The sequence below is a fragment of the Phormidesmis sp. 146-12 genome (genome assembly GCF_052939495.1).
The window spans coordinates 35619-54202 of record NZ_JBJPHS010000028.1; the positions used below are offsets into that span (position 1 = coordinate 35619).

Genomic DNA, 18584 nt, shown 5'->3' on the forward strand with positions numbered 1-18584 from the left:
GAGAAATTTCAGGCTATTTAATTCATAGCTCTGATCTGTCAAAATCTCTGAAATCAACGGAGAGGGGGGGATTCGAACCCCCGTTGAGTTGCCCCAAAACGCATTTCGAGTGCGTCGCATTCAACCGCTCTGCCACCTCTCCAAGGAGCGTTAGCGTCCTATCTAATCATACTACAAGGGTGAAGCGTCGGTTTCACGAATTCCTAAAGTCTGCTCAAATCGTTTGCCCGTCCAGCGAATGGCTCCATCCTGGCGGGTTTGGTAGACTCGCGTCTGGTGAGTTTGGAGCCGATCGACCGTTTCTTGATCCACCTGGTGGGAATATGCGATCGCTACTTTGGGATGCAATTTCTCTACCCAATCGGACTCGATCGCCTGACCCGACCACCACAACACCGAGTGACGTTGTAAACCGTCAGAAGCAACCTGCTGATTTTTGAGCGAATCTTTGAGCCACAGCCACTGCTGATCGCCAACTTGTAGCTGAAGGATGTCAGGATTGCGGCTGATGGGCTGTACAGAGGTCGATTGAAGGTTTATGCGCTGCCCCACCGACAAAGGCAGGTAGCGTCCTTTTTGAGCGGCGATCGCGTCGGTCAGTTGAGAATTGGGTGCGGTCTGGTAAAAAGATCTGACGGGCATCTGGTCAAGTAGGGTTGTCCAACCGCTGTTTGATCGACGAGTTGAGGGGGTTGAGATGGCCCAGTCGATCGCATTGATGCCTTCTTTTTGCAAAAAAGGTAAGAGCGTCGATCGCACCGTGGCTTCGTCTCCACTACTGACTAAGGCAACTTTGCCTCGATCTTGGATCACCAGAATAGGATCTTGAGACGTTGCTAACACGGTTGCCTGAAATAAGGTTGCTTTTGCATAAGAGGCGGGGACAAACACGAGCGCGATCGCAGCCAATCCAATTACCCACAGGTGTCGCTGAAATTGGGGACGCAGCCAGGGCAAGCCAATCAGACTATAGAGAACTATCAGAGAAAAGGCTGAAATCGTACCAACGGCGATCGCATTCCCAGGAAGTTGGCAGAAAAAATCGACGATGGTCAGCAGCCAAAAAGTTGGATAGTGTAATAACCAGGCGGAAACAGTGCCCGCGATCGGAGATGCCAGCGCGAGTAGAGCACTAATCATTCCACCAATACTAATGATTGAGATCAGAGGCGTGACGATAATATTGGCAAGAATGCTGTAGGGAGAAACCACGCCAAACACATAGAGTAGCAGCGGCAACGTCCAGATGTAGGCAGCGATCGGAATCGCGATCAACGTGGCGATCATTGTCGGCAACCAGTCCAGTCGTTTGACCAGGGGTGAAACCGTGATTTGTAAGCCCATCGTCGCTAGAAAGCTGAGTTGAAACCCCAGATCCCAGATCCAGATGGGGTTAGCTAATACCAAAATCATGGCGGCGAATAACAGTCCGCTGAGTGGTTTGACTCGACGTTTTGTTGCAAGTCCGATTAATAAACCACCGCCCATGATCACGGCCCTAAGAACGGCAGGCTGTAATCCTGTTAATCCCAAAAAGATCAGGAGTGCAAATGCACCACACCCGACTTGAATGCGCTCTGAGAATCGTTTGGTCAACTCCAAAACGACCCCTAAGATGAGAGAAACCTGAAACCCAGAAGCGGCAAGGGCGTGACACAATCCAATACGAATAAATTGATCTTTGACATCAAACGGCAAATCAACCACTCGACCACCCAACACCATCGCACTGACCAGTTGACCTTCTGGACTACCGAGCCAATCGATCTGCGATCGTACAATCTTCTGCCGAATCACCCACCAGCCCCAGGGATTGCCAGCCTTGACCACTTCCAGCGATTTCCCCTTGAGTCCTGCAAAACAGCCTGACTGCGCCAAGTACGCCTCAAAGTCAAAGCCACCGGGATTCGTCGCAGGTTTTGGCTTGTAAAGGGAGCCTGTGAGGGCGATCGTTTGTCCGGGGTGTAGTCCCGTTGCTTGAAGTAGGGGCACCGTTGCGTAGAGATTTCCTCGGAAGCGATCGGGCGCAATTTTTGAGTTGGCACCATCGACGCGATTCACGTCTAGCCAAAGTTGAGCGTTGCCGCTTCGAGTCAGGCGGGGCGTTTCGGTAATGATTCCTGATGCGGTGACGGTTTGTTTTTCTGCGACTGTTGGCACCAGGCGACTAATATCAAACGCCCCCGGTTGAGGAAGTCGAATTTGAAAATAAAGGCTGGCAACCAACCCGACAAGGCCTGCTGCAATCCAAATTTTGGGACTGAGTTTACCCTTCCAGAATCGAGGTAGGGCGATCGCCGCGATTCCGCCCAAAATCAGCACTCCTACGCCACCCCAAGGAACAGCCGTCGCCAGCAATCCTAGAATGTAGGCCAAACTTAGAATAATGGGCGCTGCATTTTTAGGCATAGTCAGGCGCTTGGTTGAGTAAAGAACCCCTTCAGAGTGCCCAATTGTGAAACGCGCTTAAGCGACCCGTCTAAGAATTTGACTAACTGTGAGCATTGAGAAAGATTGAGAGGTAACGACGCTCAACATAATGTAACTCCACAACGTTGTAAAAATTCATCGTTCTACACCCTGAGAAGCACCCTGATGGGTAATAGCGATCGCTAGAGTAGAAAGTCATTCTTGTGGTGAAGAGTTTCCTAATTCTTCAAGTACATCAAGTTCTTTGGTTACTGATTCAGAACTTAAGAACCGACCTGTTTTGGGATACCCTTCTTGACTCGGTGAAAGACATACTGAGGGTCAGTTAATGGAATATGCAGAACTCCATCCTCTAATCACTGTCTCTACTTCACCTGGCTAAGACGGGCGATCGACCAATTAAATAGTCCGTTGTTGAATTTGATAGCACTATTACTGTCAGGAGACTTCTCATGACTATGCAAAGTCAAGCAATGTTTGAATCACCTGCTTCCTATGAAGCAAACCCTTACTCAAATCCTGAGTTTGAAAACGAGTGGGAACAGCAGGAAACGAACCCCTACACCAATTCTGAGTTTGAATGGGAACAGCAGGAAGCGAATCCTTACTCCAATTCCGAGTTTGAAAATGAGTGGGAACAGCACGAAGCCGCGAATCACAGTCAAGGCTACGCCAACCCAGAGTTTGAGGACGAATGGGAACAGCAGGAAACGAACCACTATCATCAAGGTTACGCAAACCCAGAATATGAGCAAGAAGGCGAATACTTCTTCAAAAAAATCGGTCGCTTTCTTAAAAAGAATGTGTTGCCGCTTGCAAAAAGATTTGCGCCTAGTGTGGTGCGATCGCTGACCAGTCTGATTCCTGGAGTTGGGGCGATCGCGGCTCCTCTAGCGGGCAAACTCACCAGCGCCATGCTGCGAGAAGGCGAAATGGAAGCATCCCAAATGGAAGCCGAATTTTTTGGCAACAACGAGTTTGAAGCCGAAATTGGCACGAGCGAAGTGGCTTACGAAGCAGCGCTAACAGAATTTATGGCGGCTCAAGCAGCGGAAGCAACCACCGAATCCGAAGCTGAATCCATGATTGCGGCCACTCTACCGATTACGATTTCGATCATGGGCGGTAAGCGGGCCCTGCGTCCCGTGGTCGCCACAATGGCACAAGCCAGCGCTCGGCGTTCTCGCCTGTTGAACCAACAAGGAACGGCGGGGAAACAAATTCTTCGAGCCGTGCCCGCAATGGATCGAACGGCGATCGCAACGCTCAAATCGGCGGCTCGTGCAGGTCAACCCATCAACAGTGCCACAGCCCTAAAAGCAATGGCGGCAGCCACTCAGCAAGTGATGACCAATCCCCAAAAGCTGCAAAAAGCGATCACTCAAAATCTGGCGGTGCGTCAAAAAACAGCGCCCTCCAGCGCCCGCAATCCGATGAATCCGCGTCGAGCCGCCAGCGCCAGTTGCCCAACCTGTGCAGGTCGCTAATCACCCGTAGGAGAAAGGACGATGATTTCAGCCGCTTCCCCGCAGCCGAGTTTGACGACTCAGCCTGCAAAATCAAGCTCGATCGGCGAACAACGCTTACTCGACAACTGGCTCAACATTCAATCGCTCAATCTAGTCCGCCATGCCAAGTCACTGCGGCCCTTTGCCAAAGACGAATTTGGGACGGGCCCCATTGCTCCTAGCGAAGCCCACATCGAAGCCGTCAATCGCTTTGTCGATCGCTTTCGGGTGCAGTTGATTGAGAAAACGCGCTGGGTAGAAGCGGCAGCAAGTGCGGCTCGTCGAGACCCTACGGGCGATCGCTTTCGAGTGCTGCTAGAACGTAAAGAGACAGTGAGTAATCAGGTGCTCTACCTCGAAGGCATTTGGGACTTCTACTTTGATCTATTTGTGCAGCGGCTGTCTTCGTTTGGGGAGCGGTTGAGAGCCATCGATCGCATTGCCATCAACTGTTACGAAAAAGTCTATGTGGGGCTAGGTACGGCGCAACCCATGCCCAGTTTGTTGCCCTTTAGCTATGCCAACAGTGGCTTTAGTCCGGCGACCTTTCGACGGGGGGTTCCTTTACAAAAGCTGCGCTACAATTCCAACCTGTTTCCCTTGATTATGCTGCCGCAGCACCGATTAGACAATGTGTGGGCGCTCTCCAGCGTTTTGCATGAAGTGTCTCACAATTTACAAGCAGATTTGGGGCTATGGGAAGTCATTCCAGTCCGACTGTTTCAACGTCTGACGACAGAAGGACGATTTTCTCCAGAGGTGGCGCAGGTGTGGGCGCGGTGGCACAAAGAAACGATGGCCGATATGTTTGCGCTGATGTTGGGGGGAACGGCTGCGGTTGAGTCGCTCATGGATGTGGTGGGGCGATCGCCTGCCAGTACGTTGCAGTTTAGTGCTGAGGCGGTTCATCCTACGCCCTATTTGCGCGTGTTGATCAATCTAATTTTGCTACGGCGATTGGGCTTCGATCGACTAGCCTCCGATCTGGCCCGCGTCTGGCAGCGCCTCTATCCCCGGATTACACCCGATCAGATTCCGCCCTTTTTCATGAAAACCTTCTACCCGGCTGCGGAAATGGTCGTCGATACGCTGGTATTTCAGCCCTATGCTCAGTTTGGCAACAAGTCGATGGCGCAGGTGATTGACTTTACGCCCGCGCAACTGGATCTAATCGAACAGGCCGGACGACGGTTGGCAGCAGGCAGCGATCCAGGAGCCATTCCCGTCCGGCTGATGGTAAGTGCGGCTCGGTTCGCGATAGATCAGCAACTTGCCACCCCCCAAGCCATTACAGACAACTTTTACCGCATGTTAGGACGGCGCTAGATTTTCCAACAACAGATCTAGAACCTCATCCCTCCTCGCGAAGCGGAACAAAGTTCTCCCTCATCCCTCATCCCTCATCCCTCATCCCTCATCCCTAGATCACACGAGGTAGTCACGATGACATTTCCCTATCTAGTCACGGCTGGTCAGACCAGTCCCTTTACGGCTGAACAATTACAGCAACTTCGACAAACTTTCATTGATCAATTTCTGTTTGCTCAACCCACCCTTACCGACAATCCGGTAGCCGAACAACTGTCACAGATTACTCGGATTTTGAGTCATTCTGCTGGCAACGAAACCACGGTTTATGACAATGGTTCTGCACGATCGACGGCCTCCAGTGCCGCCAACGGTCTATCGCAGCAAGTCGAGCGGGCCCTGACGCAGGTGTTAGGACGCGCCCCCGGTCGTGGCTCAGATGGATTCATCAGCGCGTTGAACAGTGCCTTTCCGACTGCCAAGAATGGTCAGGTGATGATGACTCCAGCCCGCAGTCTAGTCTCGCTCTACAACCCCAATGAGCTAAACGGCATGACGGGTCAGCTTTCGGTCGCGCAAGCCAATTTATATCGTCAAGGCAGCATTATTGGGCAGGATGCGCTGAAAGTGCTGGAAGGATTAACGTCTTTTGATCCGACGGCGGATGTGGATGCGGTTGAGGCCCTGCGATCGCTCATCCAGTCTCAGATTCGCACGCTAGTCGATGAGTTTGGTCGCTTAGACGAACCGCGCAAACAGCGAGTAGAAACTTACCTCAATACGCTGAGTGTCAAAAGTCCTGTAGGCAGTGAGAGTGGGGGCAATCGGCTAATCGGCGGCTCTCTACTTAAGTTTGGTGAAAAAGCCCGCTTGATCAATCGCAATGGTCAAGTCGAGGCGGTGCTGCCTGTGACACTGGGGGACGAAACTCAGATTGCTGGATTTGAACTGTTGATTAATTACGTGGATACCTTGAGACGAATCTGGGTTGAGTATGACATTACGACCTCGATCGAGACTCAAGTTACCGGACGATACAGCGAACGACTCTCCCGCGCCAGCATTATGCTCCCGGTGATCAGCGATAGTAATGCGAGTTTGATGTCTGCAATGGATTCAGTCGGCTTTACCGAAAGCGAACGGCGATCGGATGCGGCCCTGTTTGACACGTTAGAATCCCCCGGTTCTGTAACGATCAGCAGCGGCAACAACGGCACGAATTTGACCATCACCGCTAACTTTGCATTACCCAACATTACGGTCAATGACTTTGATGAATGGGTCGATCGCTTTACAACCCTCGAAGCGCCTTCTCTATTGTCTACATCGGGACAGTTTGGCTTAGATTTTGTCACTGATCAAGCAGACACGCTGTTCTGGACGATCGCCTCTGTGCTTTATGCCATCACGCCTGATGTAAACAACTTATCGAATGGCGGTGTCTTCAACAAGCGCAATCAAACCAAGCTGCTGGGCAGAGTCTTGTCCTTTGAGCGGGTACAGCAAACCTTGAGTGAGCTTGTGTTTCAACTCGATACGCTGGCAGATCTGGGCGTGGGTAGCGTGTCGTCTGCGTCACCCATCACACCGACCAGACCCATTGGCTAAATCTATTGACTAACTTTGAGAGGAAGCGAATCATGAAAGCACGCGACTACGATCGCCGCAATGACCAGGTGGCAGCCCTGCTGCAAAATACGATCGAGCAACTCGGCCCCGAACTGGTCGCCAATCCGCAGCTAGCAGAAGTGCTAAATCGGATGGTGGATGACCAACTACAAAAATATGAGGAATCACAATCAGGCAAAGCTTCTCCAGCCGATGGCGGACTGGCGGATCTCATTGGTCTGGGCAAAGACAGCACAACCGACCTGGGAGAAGCTCAAATTTCTAGCGGCGTAATCGACTATGACGACACGGTGAGAAGTGAGCGCATTCTAGCCAGTGCCGACCTCTATTACATCTATATGCACGAACGGTTAGGCGTTTTCCGCGTCATCGACAAACTACAAGAACTGTTTCGAGCCGGAACTTTGCGAATTTCGAGCGGTGAAGGGGCTTATGGTCTCTACCGATTCGACAAGCACAACATTCTGCGCTACCACAAACAAGAACGGATGCGGGCTTATCGGCGCGTCTTTGGCTACACGACGACAAATCCTGGCCCCGGTGCGCGTCCAAATCCTCAGTTTCACGGATTGTTTACACACTTTATTGGCGAAGCGGCGAAATATTGGCGCGATAAGCGAGTCAGTGAAGTCATTCGTGAACGGGCAACTGATCCGACTTTTGGGTCGATCGCGATCGTTCGGCGAGCCGGATTGGATCTGCGAAACAACCTGAAAAATTCTTCCTACGGCTACATCAATGTGCTGCGGGTGGAGACCAGTCAGGCGCTGGCGGAATGCTTTAAAGTGCTGGAATCGCCCGATGTGCGCGCTCAGTTTGGGGCAGACAACGCCTGGGAACTGATCGAACTCGTCCTCTGGCAATATTTCCAGGAATCTGTTCACGCCAGCACGATGAACCGCATGGCCGTCGCGGGACGAGAAGTGATTCGTTGGTTAGCAGAGCCGTTTGTACTTCAGAAGAACCGCACCGAGTTTGAAGCCTTGCTGCTGCGGATTGCAGAGTACACCGAGGAATGGATTTCTAGTGAAGAAGGAATGCGGATGAGCCGTCCTACACCGCCGCCGCGTCAAGTCTATGCACCCGGAGCGCCTCCTAATGGAATGCGTCACAATCCAGCGATGGGGCGATCGAATGGCAGGATGCCCGCTCCGCGAATTGTGGGGTAGCCTCAGACAGCCAAACTCAAACGGTCAAGTTCAACAATCGAAGATTGAGCCTCAGAGCATGGGTATTTGAGGTTCGATCACCGACATTCAAGTTCAGAAGCGGAGCCTTTGACCTCTAACCTGCATCGTTCGAGTTCAGAACTCCAGCTTTTAAGTTGAGAACTCGATAATTCGCGTTCAGAACTGCAACCTTCGAGATCAGAACTCAAAGATTCGTGTTCGGAACTCAAAGATTCGTGTTCGGAACTCAAAAATTTGACATCAGAACTGAATCAAACAAGTTCAGAACTGCGTGATTCGCGTCCAACCTTTGCCGAGTCATGAGAACTGAAGCACGATCGCACCCTCATTCCTCACAAGTCAATCTATTGTTTTTGACTACTTGTTTCTGACCGTTTTGAGTTCTCTCACACCTCACGCCTCCACAATGAAATTTCTTTGAATAACCAAGGCTCTGACCATGAACCAGCAACAATGGCTGTTTGAAGTGCCCTTTAATTTAGAAAGCGCTTCTCACTACAACGGACTCAACGAAAATCTCAACGAAAACTTTGAGCAACTCACCGAATGGGAAGCATTGCCCGTCGGCCTTCGCTCACCTCGATTTCGCAACAACGCACGCCTCCAAGCTGCCGCCAACAACAAGCCCCCGATGCGGCCAGGAGAACGAGGACAGGCGGTACAAATTCTTCAACAAGCTCTGATTGATTTGAAGTTTCCCATGCCCATTTCAACTCGACGACGGGGCACCCCTGACGGCATCTATGGAGCGGAAACAACTGCTACGGTTCGCAAATTTCAACAGAGATACGGACTAAAACCAGATGGCATTGTCGGCAAAAACACCCTGAGTCGGCTCGATCGATTGTTTACAACTCGGACTACCGAACCCAGATGCGGTGTGCCTTCAGCCGCGCTAGAAATGCCAGCCTATGAAGCCGAATTGTTTGAGTCCACATCCAAAAAGGCAACCCCAAAAGCCAGCCTCTGTCTCTATCAACAAGGCAACAAGTCCAGTGGATTTTTCTCCAATCAGGCGGGCCGTTGGGCAAAGCGAATTAGCGCGATCGCCAACCCAACTGCAACCAATGCTTGTGGGACGATCGGCGCAACTCCCTACCGCACAGGCGAAGACATCATTAGAGCCATCAATGAAACCTTTCGCTGCCTCAATCAACGCCTCAAAGAAGTTCACATTTTCAGCCACTCCTATCCCGAAGGAATCATTGGCGATGGAGACTGTGTAGGACTGTATCGAGACTCAGCCCGCAGCACTTGTGCAACTATCCAATCAGGAGGCCGCAGTGTTTCTCAGATTCCAACCGCAGTCTTAGCGCAAGATGTTGTATTTGTTCTGCATGGCTGCAACACTGCCGTTAACTGTGGTCAAGATTCAGTCAATTTTGCCCGTGATCTCTTTAACCATCTCGCTGCTCAATTAGACAATCCCAGAGTGTTTGGGCATCCGGTCAGCGTCTGTGCGGGTCAACAGTGCCGTTGGTGTGAATACTCAAACAAGCATCCCAAAGGTCGGCGACTTGCCACCATTCCGTCCATCTATAGCGGTAATGGGTTCTGCGGCAAGATTTGTTAGAGGAATAGGTGGCGTAAGCGTTGCATATTTATTGGCAACTCATCACTCACGCTTTCTACGATCGCTCCTTCCACAGTCAACTTGACTTAGAGGCGTTGCTGAATCAGGGGGTGTGCCCCAAAGCGGCGGGAAACCCAAGGTTCAAAGTCCCCCATTTTTGGGGGATTTAGGGGGCGAAAAGATGGACACTTCCCACAGATTCATCCCTCCAATCAGCAACGCCAGAATTGGGGGCGATCGCTCACCCACGCTATGATGACAATGACTGGCAGCAGAAGGACTTTTAACGATGTACGTCCTCGTCTCACCCGAAAAAATTCAACTTCCCGCAGGCACGGTCTTGCGGCTTCCGGCAACTTGGCAAGACTACCAAAAACTCTGCCAGCAGCGCGGTGATGGAGCGATTCCTCGCATCAAGTATCACAACGGAGAAGTCTCGCTAATGTCGCCCTTGCCCATCCACGGTCGAGATGCCAATCTTGTTGCTGATGTTGTGAAAGTTCTGCTGGATCACGACGATCGCGAATACGATGCCTTTACTCCCGTCACAATGACCTTGCCAGAAGAGAGCGGGATTGAGCCAGACTACTGTTTCTACATCGACAATTGGCAAGCCGTGTCAGGCAAAAAGCGCATTGACTGGCAAACCGATCCGCCTCCCGATTTGGTAATCGAAATTGATGTGACTAGCTACTCTGAGATCGACGATTATTTGCCCTACCGAGTTCCAGAAGTCTGGCTATTCAAGCAGCAAAAACTGTTGATTTATCAGTTGCAGAACTCAACCTATCAACTGCAAACCCAGAGCCGCTATTTCCCAAACATCGACCTCGAAAGCACGATCGCCCGTTGTGTTCAGATTGCCTACGATCGCAACACCAGTGCCGCAATTCGAGATCTCAGACAACAGTTGAACCGCTAATGCTCAATTTGAGTTCTCACCCATTTGCGAAAAACTTTCACCAGTTCCAGGTAATCGATCGTTTCGGCTTGTTGTAAAAATACAGCGATGTCTGAAATTGGCAGATTTAGAAAAAATTGACTTTCCGGGGAGGTGATGTAGGTTCCGTTCTGTAGTTGTTTGACCACCAACGAATCTCCGTTATAAATCCAAACTTCTGCGACTCCTAAATCTGCATAAACCTGAAGACGATTTTTGGAACTGTTGGTAACATCAACTTCAATCACTAAGTCCGGTGCAGGATCTTCCTTGAGATCCAGCCGTCGCTTCCCCCGAACGGCATCAATGTTAAAGATGTAGAAACATTCGTCTGGTTCAGCTCCACTCAATTCAGGTCGTTTGAATGTAGTTGAACCTAGCGGATAAATTTGCACTTCTAGCTCTTCCGCCAGCGTTTCTACAAACCGTCCTATCACCTTTTTACTCAGTTCGTGTTCTGGAGAAGGAGCCATGATTTCTAAATCGCCACGGTTGTAGGTTAGTCGCAGACGACGATCGCTCAATTCCTCCAGTAGCGCCTCATAGGTCTGCCAGCTAATCCCCGATAGGTGAATTATTTCAGCAGGTGTCGCAAACACTGTTGCAGTCATCGATTTAACTAAAAAACTGGTACTTTCACTTTATAGGATACAGAGTATGATTATCGACTGCCACTGTCATGCCGGAAAAGGCGACCTGCTGACGGGCCCCTGGAGTACTGATGCCCCCGTGGAATCTTATCTCCGTCGCGCCAAAACCGCAGGCATCGATCGCACTGTCATCTTTGCCCCTTTTCATAGCGACTATGCAAAAGCCAACCGCAACACGGCTCAAATCATTGCTCAACATTCCAAACAATACATTGGTTTTGCGATGGTGCATTGTGAACGAGACCGCGATCGCATTTACCCAATGGTGCATCAAGCCGTGACTCAGTGGAACTTTCGCGGCATCAAAGTCCATCGCCATGACGCACCCGCGACTCGTGAAGTCTGCGAAGTGGCTCAAGCATTCAATCTACCACTGCTCTACGACCCTGCCAATGAGACAGATTTAGTGGATCTACTAGCCAGTCAATATCCCAAAGTCAACTTTATTATTCCTCACCTGGGTAGCTTTGGGGATGATTGGCGTGCCCATCTGCGCGTGATCGACCAGCTTGTTAGGTTTCCTAATGTCTATGCCGATACGTCTGGAGTGCGCCGATTTGACTATCTGGTGCAAGCGATCAAGCGGGCGGGCGCTCACAAGATTTTGTTTGGGTCAGATGGGCCGTGGCTACATCCGGGTCTGGAGTTACAGAAGGTTCGTTTGTTAGGATTGCCCCCACAGCAACTAGACCAAATACTCGGCAAGAACTTATTAAAACTGATTCACGGAAGCATTCAAAGAACTAGCAATCCCGTGACAGAGCGCAATGGCTCAGAGACAGCTCATCATGTGCCTGCTCATTGATAAGAACTTGTAGCTCGAACAGTCATAAAGTCCGCCAGAATTGGCAGCTTGGGGGGCAGAAGAATTCAATTAACGAAGCGAAAGAACTGGATTGAGTCCCTACAGGTTTAGTCTGTGGCTGGCATTGTGCAAACAGTAGAGTCAGGTTTATTCAGTTCTAATGACGGGTTGTTTCGTGATTGCCAGTTGTTCTAGTCGCGTTGCCGCCAGCATGGGGGCATCATACTGACGAATTGCCCGTTGAAAGTCCTTAGCGCGAGTCTGGTAGCGACGATCGGATAGTAGCTTTTTCACCGCAGCGCGAATCTGCTCAGGAGTCGGCTTTCCTGTTTTCAAATCAATTCCAACACCCGCCCACTCAATTCGCGCACACACTTCAGGCTTATCTTCTGATTGTCCCGCCGCCACTAAAGGCACCCCCGCCGCCAAAGCCATCTGCACACCGTTGTATCCGCCATTTGTAATCATCACATCGACATGGGGCAGTAGCTCAGAATGAGGAATAAACGACTCAATTCGAGCATTGGCAGGAATTGCATCAGGCGCAAGACTCTCGATCGCTTTGCCAATTGTAGTCGCAACAATCAAGACTTCTTCCTGGGCAAGTGCCCGTAGGGTTGGCACGATTAACACGTCTGGATCGGTGGCAACGGTTCCTTGAGTCACATGAACAACAGGCTGGCTCCCTTTGAGATCATCCCACCAGGCAGGGGGCGTAAACTCCGTTGCAATTGAAGAAAGTAGCGGCCCCACAAAATGGACTTGAGCAGGTAAATCTCGACGAGGATATTCAAACTCTGGAACTGTTCCAGCGATGTGCAAAAAAGGTGAGAGGGTGTCAAAGAAAGGGGTTGTGCTGTGAGGCAGCCCCAAGTCGGCACGAACTTGATTCGTGTATGCCGTCACTTCTCGAAACAGCAGCGCTTGAGCAAGCCAGTTTAATCCCCGATTGCGAAACTGTCCGAAGGGGGAGGCATCTGGTTTGAGTCCCAGACCAAACGGGGCTGTATCGCGACTGCTAAATGCCAGAGCGGAGATGCCAAATCCTGCCCACGGTGGCCCGCCTTGTTCGTGAATCCAGGCAGCGCCCAAAAAGCAAAAATCTGTCAGCAGCACATCTGCCGCAAAGTCCTGCAAAATGGCTGTCAAGTCTTTTACCTGCCCCACGGCGGCATCAATAAAGAAGTGCTTCAGGTCAAACTTAAGTTGGGCGGCACCGCGTAGCGCATTGCGTTGGGTTGTCCAGTCCTGCGGGACATTTTCTGGATAAGAATAATCAAGCCCAGAAGCGATCGGCGCAAATCGTGCTCCTGTAGACTCGACTTTCGCCTGAAATGCACTTCCTGTATACCAACAAACTTCGTGTCCTCGATTGACTAACTCACGCACGATCGAGAGGGCCGGACTCACATGCCCCACCACAGGAATCGTTCCGATGAGAAACTTAGCCATTCCACTCACCTCACGTTGGTCAATATTCTATTATCTGCCAGAATGCCTGGTGATTAATGTTAGCTTCGCAAGTGCCTTCGGCTGGTCTACTGGAACCGAGACATTAGATTGACTCTGCTATTGCCACAGCCGTCACACTTTATATTCTCCAGATTGGTATCGATGGCTTTTGCGAATGGTCTTCTCCTCCATCCAAAACTGACTCTTAAATGGTTGCTCAGAGCCTTCGCCTTCTCTCAATTTTGTGTGAACTTTGAGACTTCAAACATCGACTTTGGACGTGGCGACTCCTTGCGGGTAGCTCGAAGGGACGGATTCCTCGATGACTTCGGCAGGCTGACTGGACTTAGATCTTGCACCCGAAAAGTCGCGCAACAGCCCCATCAAGGCGGGTACAACGGTGGGCGTGAGAATGGTGGAGAAAGCAAGTCCGCCCGTTAAAACAATGCCCAATCCTTGATAGAGTTCTGAGCCTTGACCGGGTAAGATGGCGAGAGGCAACATTCCCAAGACGCTGGTTCCCGCAGACATAAAAATGGCGCGTAATCGATCTTGAGTTGCCCGATAGAGCGAGGTGTCGTAGTCAACTCCTTGTTCCTGAAGCTGTAGGGCCCGATCGACCAATAAAATCGCATTATTAACCACGACTCCCGTCAAGATCAGGAATCCCAACGCAGTAATCATATCTAACGCCGCAGACACACCGGGAATTCGATTTGCGATTACTAGACTCAACAGTGCGCCACTCATTCCCATCGGAATCGTTGCCATGATCACGACTGGGTAGAGAAATGACTTATACAACGCGACCAGTAATAGGTAAGTGATCAAAATCGACAACAAGAAGGCAGTCGCTAACTGAGAAACCGTTGTGGCTAGTTGGTCAGCCGTGCCAGCGAGTTCTAATCGAGCACCAGCAGGCAGATTGGCTCGTAAGGGCGCGAGTACTTCCTCTTCGGCCCGTTGAACGATCGCCGCTAACGGAGCATCCGGATTGAGCGAAGCGGTGAGGGTAATCGATCGCTCCAAATCAACGTGATTGATCACATCGGCTCCGGTGGCTTCTCGCACTTCGGCAACGTCGCTGAGTTGTACTCGTCTTCCTCTCGCGTAGAGGGGCAACTGGCGTAACTGTTCGGGGGTTTGCACAAAGGTATTTTGTAGCTCGACCGAGACATCCAATTCTTCTTTGCCGTCGATAAAGTCTGATGCAAGACGACCGCCTAGAGCCGCTTCGACGACAGAACCCACCTCAGATTCAGAAAGCCCAACTTCGGCCAGCCGTTCTCGGTTGGGAATGACTTGAAGTTCTCCGGCACCCATGACAAAGTTCGATCGCACATTGCGAATGCCATTAAAGGCGCGAAGTTGGCCCGTGATTTCCTTCTCGACGTTGCTCAACTGAGTCAGGTCAGATCCGACAATATCTACCTCAAATTCCTTGCCAGGGTCGCGAAAGATTGAGGGTCGAACTGGCACCATAAACCGATATCCAGCGAAGTTGTTACTCGCAGCGCGAAACCGATTTACCATGTCGGCCAATCCCTGAGTCGTCGCAAATTCTGGCTTGAGAATCGCCGCGATCGCCCGCAATGCCCCAGGACGATCGACAAACATGACGCGATCGACTTCCGGCTGCGCTCTAATAAAGGCTCGGACTGGCTCCGATTGGCGAATCGACTCTGCAATACTGGTTCCTGGCAAAGGTTCTGAGCGCCACTGAATCAGGTTGCGGTTGCCTTCGGGCAGATAGTCGGCAGGCGGCAGGAGAAAAAAGCTGGCAACCAACAGAGAGACGGGAATCGAAAGAACGAGCAGCCGACGGCCCATTCTGCCTCGCCCGATCGACCAGCGCACCGTCTTAGACAAAAAGGCTTCGAGCTTGCCCTGGAAGTGGCGAAACACCGCAGAACATTTGGCAATCGATCGCTCAAACCAATTGCCGCCGCGATATTCCCCACCTTCCATCATCTGCATGGCTTCCGATTCTTTGAGAAACAAGCCAGAGAGCATCGGAACTAAGGTAATCGCCGCCACTAGCGAGAAGATCGCCGAACAAGACAGCGTAATCGCCATGTCTGCATAGAGTTGTCCCGCTTCACCCGTCACCACTAGTAAGGGAATGAAGACGACCACGTTGGACAAAGTGGAACCGAGCATCGCGCCCCAGACTTCTTGCGTCCCGTCGATCGCCGCTCGAAACGCATTCTTGCCCTGCTGCATGTGAGTAAAGACGTTTTCGATCACGACGATCGAGTTATCCACGACCATGCCAACCGAAAAGGCCAATCCGGCCAGGCTAATGATATTCAGAGAGCGTCCCAACAGTGCCATGACTGTGAATATCATGACCGACGAAATTGGAATGGTAATGGCAATGACGGCAACGGTTCGCATGGAACCCAAAAATAATACGAGGACGGCTGTTGCTAATAATGCACCTCCGATCAGGTTTTCTTGAACAAAGGTAATCGATTGGTTAATGTATTCGCTCTCATCATAGTTATAGACAAAGCGAATGCCTTCATTTTGACGATCGAACTGTTCCTGTAGTTCTGTAATCGCCGCTCTCACCCCTTTTGAGACTTCTGGGACGTTTGCGCCAATCTGCCGAATGATCCCGACTGCCACCGCAGGCTTATCTTTAAACAACAGCGCACTATCCTGAAGCTTGCGCCCCATTTGCACCTGTGCCACATCGCGAATGTAGACAATTCCACTCGGATCGCGTCTTAGTACAAATCCAGCAATCTGATCGATGTCCTGCGATCGGCTCAACGTGCGAACCCGATATTCCCGTCGCCCTAGTTCCAGGGGCCCGCCCCGAATGTCTCGATTGTTTTCTCGCAACACGCGCACCACATCCCCGATCGTCAGATTGCGATCGGACAAGGCTTTGGGATCGATTTTGACTTCGACTTCGCGCAGCCGACCGCCCACTACAATGAATTGCCCTACGCCTTGAATCCGACGCAACCTCGGCAAGACGACTTCTTCGGCCAGGTCACGGTAGCGATCGGGATTTGGCTCAAACCCATCCCTGGTATCAAACGGAATCCACATCATCGGCGAACTGTTGCCGCCCACTAATTCCACATTCGATTCTTGCGCTTCGGGAGGGAGACTCTGCACCTGTTGCAGACGGTTGATGACATCCACTAAGCGATCGTTCACATTCGTGCCTTCTTGAAATTCCAATGTAATGGCACTTCGTCCCGCACGAGACGCACTGCTGACTTCTTTAACGCCTAGCACTTCTTCCATCTGTTCTTCAATCGGGCGCGTGATCAAATCTTCAACTTCAGACGGCCCGGCACCCGGATAAACCGTGTTGATGGTGATTTCGGGGCGATCGCCTCCAGGCTGCAATTCTAACGGTAGTCTCAGCAAAGAGAACACACCCAGCAACGCTAACAAGCAAAACAGCACAAAGGTTCCGTGTCGCCAGCGGACGGCGGTTTCAATCAATTTCATGACTTGTCTCCTACGACTTTGACTGGCATTCCTTCATTCAAACCGTCTCCACCGCGAATCACGATCGCTTGTCCTGATTTCAATTCGTTACTGTAAATCGCGACTTTCTCTCCCATGTCAGAAACCATTTCCACAGGGGTTGGCTTTGCTTTCCCATCAGCAATCGTAAACACAAGCCACTGATTTTGTCGGCGCGTTAACACATCGCGAGAAACGACGAAGTTCGATCGATTGGAAGGCAGGGTCAATGTGCCCGCGATCGCCATTCCAGGCAGCAGTCCTTTGGGCGGATTGGTCAACTGAACTCTCACTCTTTGTCGCCTCGAAGCACTGTCCGCAGAAGGCACCACAGCGGTAATTTTGGTTTGTCCTTTCCAGTTGGGTAGAGCGCGGGTGGTGAGAGCGATCGGCATTCCCGGCGAAACGCTGCCGCTCAAGTCTTCGGGCAATTCTAAAAACACGTCGAACTGATCACTCGAAACTAGCGTTACCACCTGACCTGAACTCTGCACCAGATCGCCTCGGCTGATGTGTCGAGTTTGTACAATTCCCGATTCGGCGGCGACAATTTGGGTGCGTTGTTGGGCGAGTTCTGCCTGATTTAAGCTTGCTTGAGCCGCTGCAACATTGGCTTTTTGAGCATCGATTTCTTCGCGAATCACGCCCGCTTTTGCTTCTGCTAGTTCCGCTTCTGCCTCAAGTCGTTCTCCCTTTGCTGCATCGACTGCGGATTTGGCTTCGACGAGTAGCCGTTGAGAAATGGCTCCTTCTCTGACGAGGCTGTTGGTTCTCTGTAAGTTGTCTTGGGCTTCTCGCTCTCGCGCTTTGGCTGCACTGACGGCCGCCTGTCGTTGAGCAATGATTTCGGGTCGCGTCCCGACTTCGAGCCGAGCTAAGTTACTGCGCTGTTGGGCCAGTTGGGCCCGTGCCTGAGAAATGCCTAACTGTTGGTCAGCGTCATCAAGAACCGCGATCGTCATCCCCGCTGTGACGCGATCGCCTGGTTGAACCCGAATTTCTTCAACAATGCCGCCTGTTTGAGCGCGAATCGTCGATTGTTGGCTGGCTTCGACCTGTCCTAATAGCTGCACACTCCGACTGGCAGTTCCCGCAGCAAGTTGAACGGTTTCGACGGCGCGAGGCGGTTGTTTTTGAGGTTGAGCCACCGCAGGTCGAGCAGTTCCCGCTGGACTAAACCATCGCCAAGCAACCAGTCCGCTAGTCGTCAGAGCAATCGCACACACGAACCAGATCCAGGGCTTGCGACGGTTGGGATCAGGGGATTCTGTCGTTTGCGTCGGAGTAATAGGCTGATCTTGAGCATTGGAAGATTCCATGATTTGTGACCGATCGAGGGTTAGAGGACAAAGCAAACTTCAAACGTTGCAGTGAGCGATCGCACAGAACTCAAATAAACAAGCAATAGAACTGGGACAAAAAAGTTGCTAGAAAGATTAATTAAACATTAAGAGTTCAAGCCGCTATAGAGATCCTACATGATTTATCAAATTGTTTGCATTGAAATCATTGCAGGAGCTGTAGCACCATAATTTCTCTACGCCCCGTATCCCAAGGCAACTTGGAGTAATTGTCTCAGAAGAATCTGACAGGAATATGACAGGAAT

The 18584-nt window shown here is 51.2% G+C and carries 12 protein-coding genes and 1 tRNA gene; 7 read left to right on the plus strand and 6 right to left on the minus strand.

Annotated features, from left to right (window positions below; translation table 11 throughout):
* Positions 1-57 precede the first annotated feature (57 nt).
* Both ACKFKF_RS13915 and ACKFKF_RS13920 read right to left on the minus strand, forming a co-directional pair.
* Positions 58-142 (minus strand) — tRNA-Ser (locus ACKFKF_RS13915).
* Positions 143-171: 29 nt separating this feature from the next.
* Complete coding sequence (locus ACKFKF_RS13920) at positions 172-2409, minus strand: ComEC/Rec2 family competence protein (protein WP_446868244.1); 2238 nt, start codon at positions 2407-2409, stop codon at positions 172-174.
* A 473-nt stretch (positions 2410-2882) separates the two neighbouring features.
* Between ACKFKF_RS13920 and ACKFKF_RS13925 the strand changes: the two genes are divergently transcribed.
* From ACKFKF_RS13925 to ACKFKF_RS13950, 6 genes are all read left to right on the plus strand, one after another.
* The gene (locus ACKFKF_RS13925; RefSeq protein WP_446868245.1) at positions 2883-3917 is read left to right on the plus strand and encodes a hypothetical protein; all 1035 of its coding nucleotides are present in this window, start codon (positions 2883-2885) and stop codon (positions 3915-3917) included.
* Positions 3918-3938: 21 nt separating this feature from the next.
* Positions 3939-5264: a hypothetical protein gene (locus ACKFKF_RS13930; protein WP_446861677.1), complete on the plus strand. Its 1326-nt coding sequence runs from the start codon at positions 3939-3941 to the stop codon at positions 5262-5264.
* A gap of 117 nt (positions 5265-5381) precedes the next feature.
* Positions 5382-6854, plus strand: a complete 1473-nt coding sequence (locus tag ACKFKF_RS13935) for a hypothetical protein (RefSeq protein ID WP_446868246.1) — start codon at positions 5382-5384, stop codon at positions 6852-6854.
* Between the two features lie 32 nt (positions 6855-6886).
* Positions 6887-8044 carry a hypothetical protein gene (locus tag ACKFKF_RS13940; RefSeq protein WP_446861679.1) on the plus strand — a complete coding sequence of 386 codons (1158 nt, stop codon included), beginning with the start codon at positions 6887-6889 and terminating at the stop codon, positions 8042-8044.
* A 460-nt stretch (positions 8045-8504) separates the two neighbouring features.
* Positions 8505-9638 (plus strand): peptidoglycan-binding domain-containing protein, encoded by a 1134-nt coding sequence (locus tag ACKFKF_RS13945; protein ID WP_446868247.1) that lies wholly within the window; start codon positions 8505-8507, stop codon positions 9636-9638.
* A 289-nt stretch (positions 9639-9927) separates the two neighbouring features.
* On the plus strand, positions 9928-10560 hold the full coding sequence (locus tag ACKFKF_RS13950; RefSeq protein ID WP_446868248.1) for a Uma2 family endonuclease: 633 nt from the start codon (positions 9928-9930) through the stop codon (positions 10558-10560).
* On the opposite strand, the gene ACKFKF_RS13955 is transcribed toward ACKFKF_RS13950, so the two are convergent.
* Positions 10557-11189, minus strand: a complete 633-nt coding sequence (locus ACKFKF_RS13955; RefSeq protein WP_446868249.1) for a Uma2 family endonuclease — start codon at positions 11187-11189, stop codon at positions 10557-10559. The two genes, ACKFKF_RS13950 and ACKFKF_RS13955, sit on opposite strands and share 4 nt — an antisense overlap.
* Positions 11190-11235: 46 nt before the next feature.
* On the opposite strand from ACKFKF_RS13955, the gene ACKFKF_RS13960 reads away from it, so the two are divergent.
* Positions 11236-12033 (plus strand): amidohydrolase family protein, encoded by a 798-nt coding sequence (locus ACKFKF_RS13960; protein ID WP_446868250.1) that lies wholly within the window; start codon positions 11236-11238, stop codon positions 12031-12033.
* Between the two features lie 147 nt (positions 12034-12180).
* Here the strand turns inward: ACKFKF_RS13960 and ACKFKF_RS13965 are convergent, their stop codons facing one another.
* The 3 genes from ACKFKF_RS13965 to ACKFKF_RS13975 form a co-directional block, all read right to left on the minus strand.
* Complete coding sequence (locus ACKFKF_RS13965) at positions 12181-13485, minus strand: nucleotide disphospho-sugar-binding domain-containing protein (RefSeq protein ID WP_446868251.1); 1305 nt, start codon at positions 13483-13485, stop codon at positions 12181-12183.
* Between the two features lie 261 nt (positions 13486-13746).
* Positions 13747-16959, minus strand: a complete 3213-nt coding sequence (locus ACKFKF_RS13970; protein WP_446868252.1) for an efflux RND transporter permease subunit — start codon at positions 16957-16959, stop codon at positions 13747-13749.
* Positions 16956-18296 carry an efflux RND transporter periplasmic adaptor subunit gene (locus ACKFKF_RS13975; protein ID WP_446861686.1) on the minus strand — a complete coding sequence of 447 codons (1341 nt, stop codon included), beginning with the start codon at positions 18294-18296 and terminating at the stop codon, positions 16956-16958. Before ACKFKF_RS13975 ends, ACKFKF_RS13970 begins: the two co-directional genes overlap by 4 nt.
* Between the last annotated feature and the right edge of the window lie 288 nt (positions 18297-18584).

Coding starts and splice junctions, on each gene's coding strand:
- ACKFKF_RS13920 (WP_446868244.1), bottom strand. CDS start 2,409: ATGCCTAAAAATGCAGCGCCCATTATTCTAAGTTTGGCCTACATTCTA.
- ACKFKF_RS13925 (WP_446868245.1), top strand. CDS start 2,883: ATGACTATGCAAAGTCAAGCAATGTTTGAATCACCTGCTTCCTATGAA.
- ACKFKF_RS13930 (WP_446861677.1), top strand. CDS start 3,939: ATGATTTCAGCCGCTTCCCCGCAGCCGAGTTTGACGACTCAGCCTGCA.
- ACKFKF_RS13935 (WP_446868246.1), top strand. CDS start 5,382: ATGACATTTCCCTATCTAGTCACGGCTGGTCAGACCAGTCCCTTTACG.
- ACKFKF_RS13940 (WP_446861679.1), top strand. CDS start 6,887: ATGAAAGCACGCGACTACGATCGCCGCAATGACCAGGTGGCAGCCCTG.
- ACKFKF_RS13945 (WP_446868247.1), top strand. CDS start 8,505: ATGAACCAGCAACAATGGCTGTTTGAAGTGCCCTTTAATTTAGAAAGC.
- ACKFKF_RS13950 (WP_446868248.1), top strand. CDS start 9,928: ATGTACGTCCTCGTCTCACCCGAAAAAATTCAACTTCCCGCAGGCACG.
- ACKFKF_RS13955 (WP_446868249.1), bottom strand. CDS start 11,189: ATGACTGCAACAGTGTTTGCGACACCTGCTGAAATAATTCACCTATCG.
- ACKFKF_RS13960 (WP_446868250.1), top strand. CDS start 11,236: ATGATTATCGACTGCCACTGTCATGCCGGAAAAGGCGACCTGCTGACG.
- ACKFKF_RS13965 (WP_446868251.1), bottom strand. CDS start 13,485: ATGGCTAAGTTTCTCATCGGAACGATTCCTGTGGTGGGGCATGTGAGT.
- ACKFKF_RS13970 (WP_446868252.1), bottom strand. CDS start 16,959: ATGAAATTGATTGAAACCGCCGTCCGCTGGCGACACGGAACCTTTGTG.
- ACKFKF_RS13975 (WP_446861686.1), bottom strand. CDS start 18,296: ATGGAATCTTCCAATGCTCAAGATCAGCCTATTACTCCGACGCAAACG.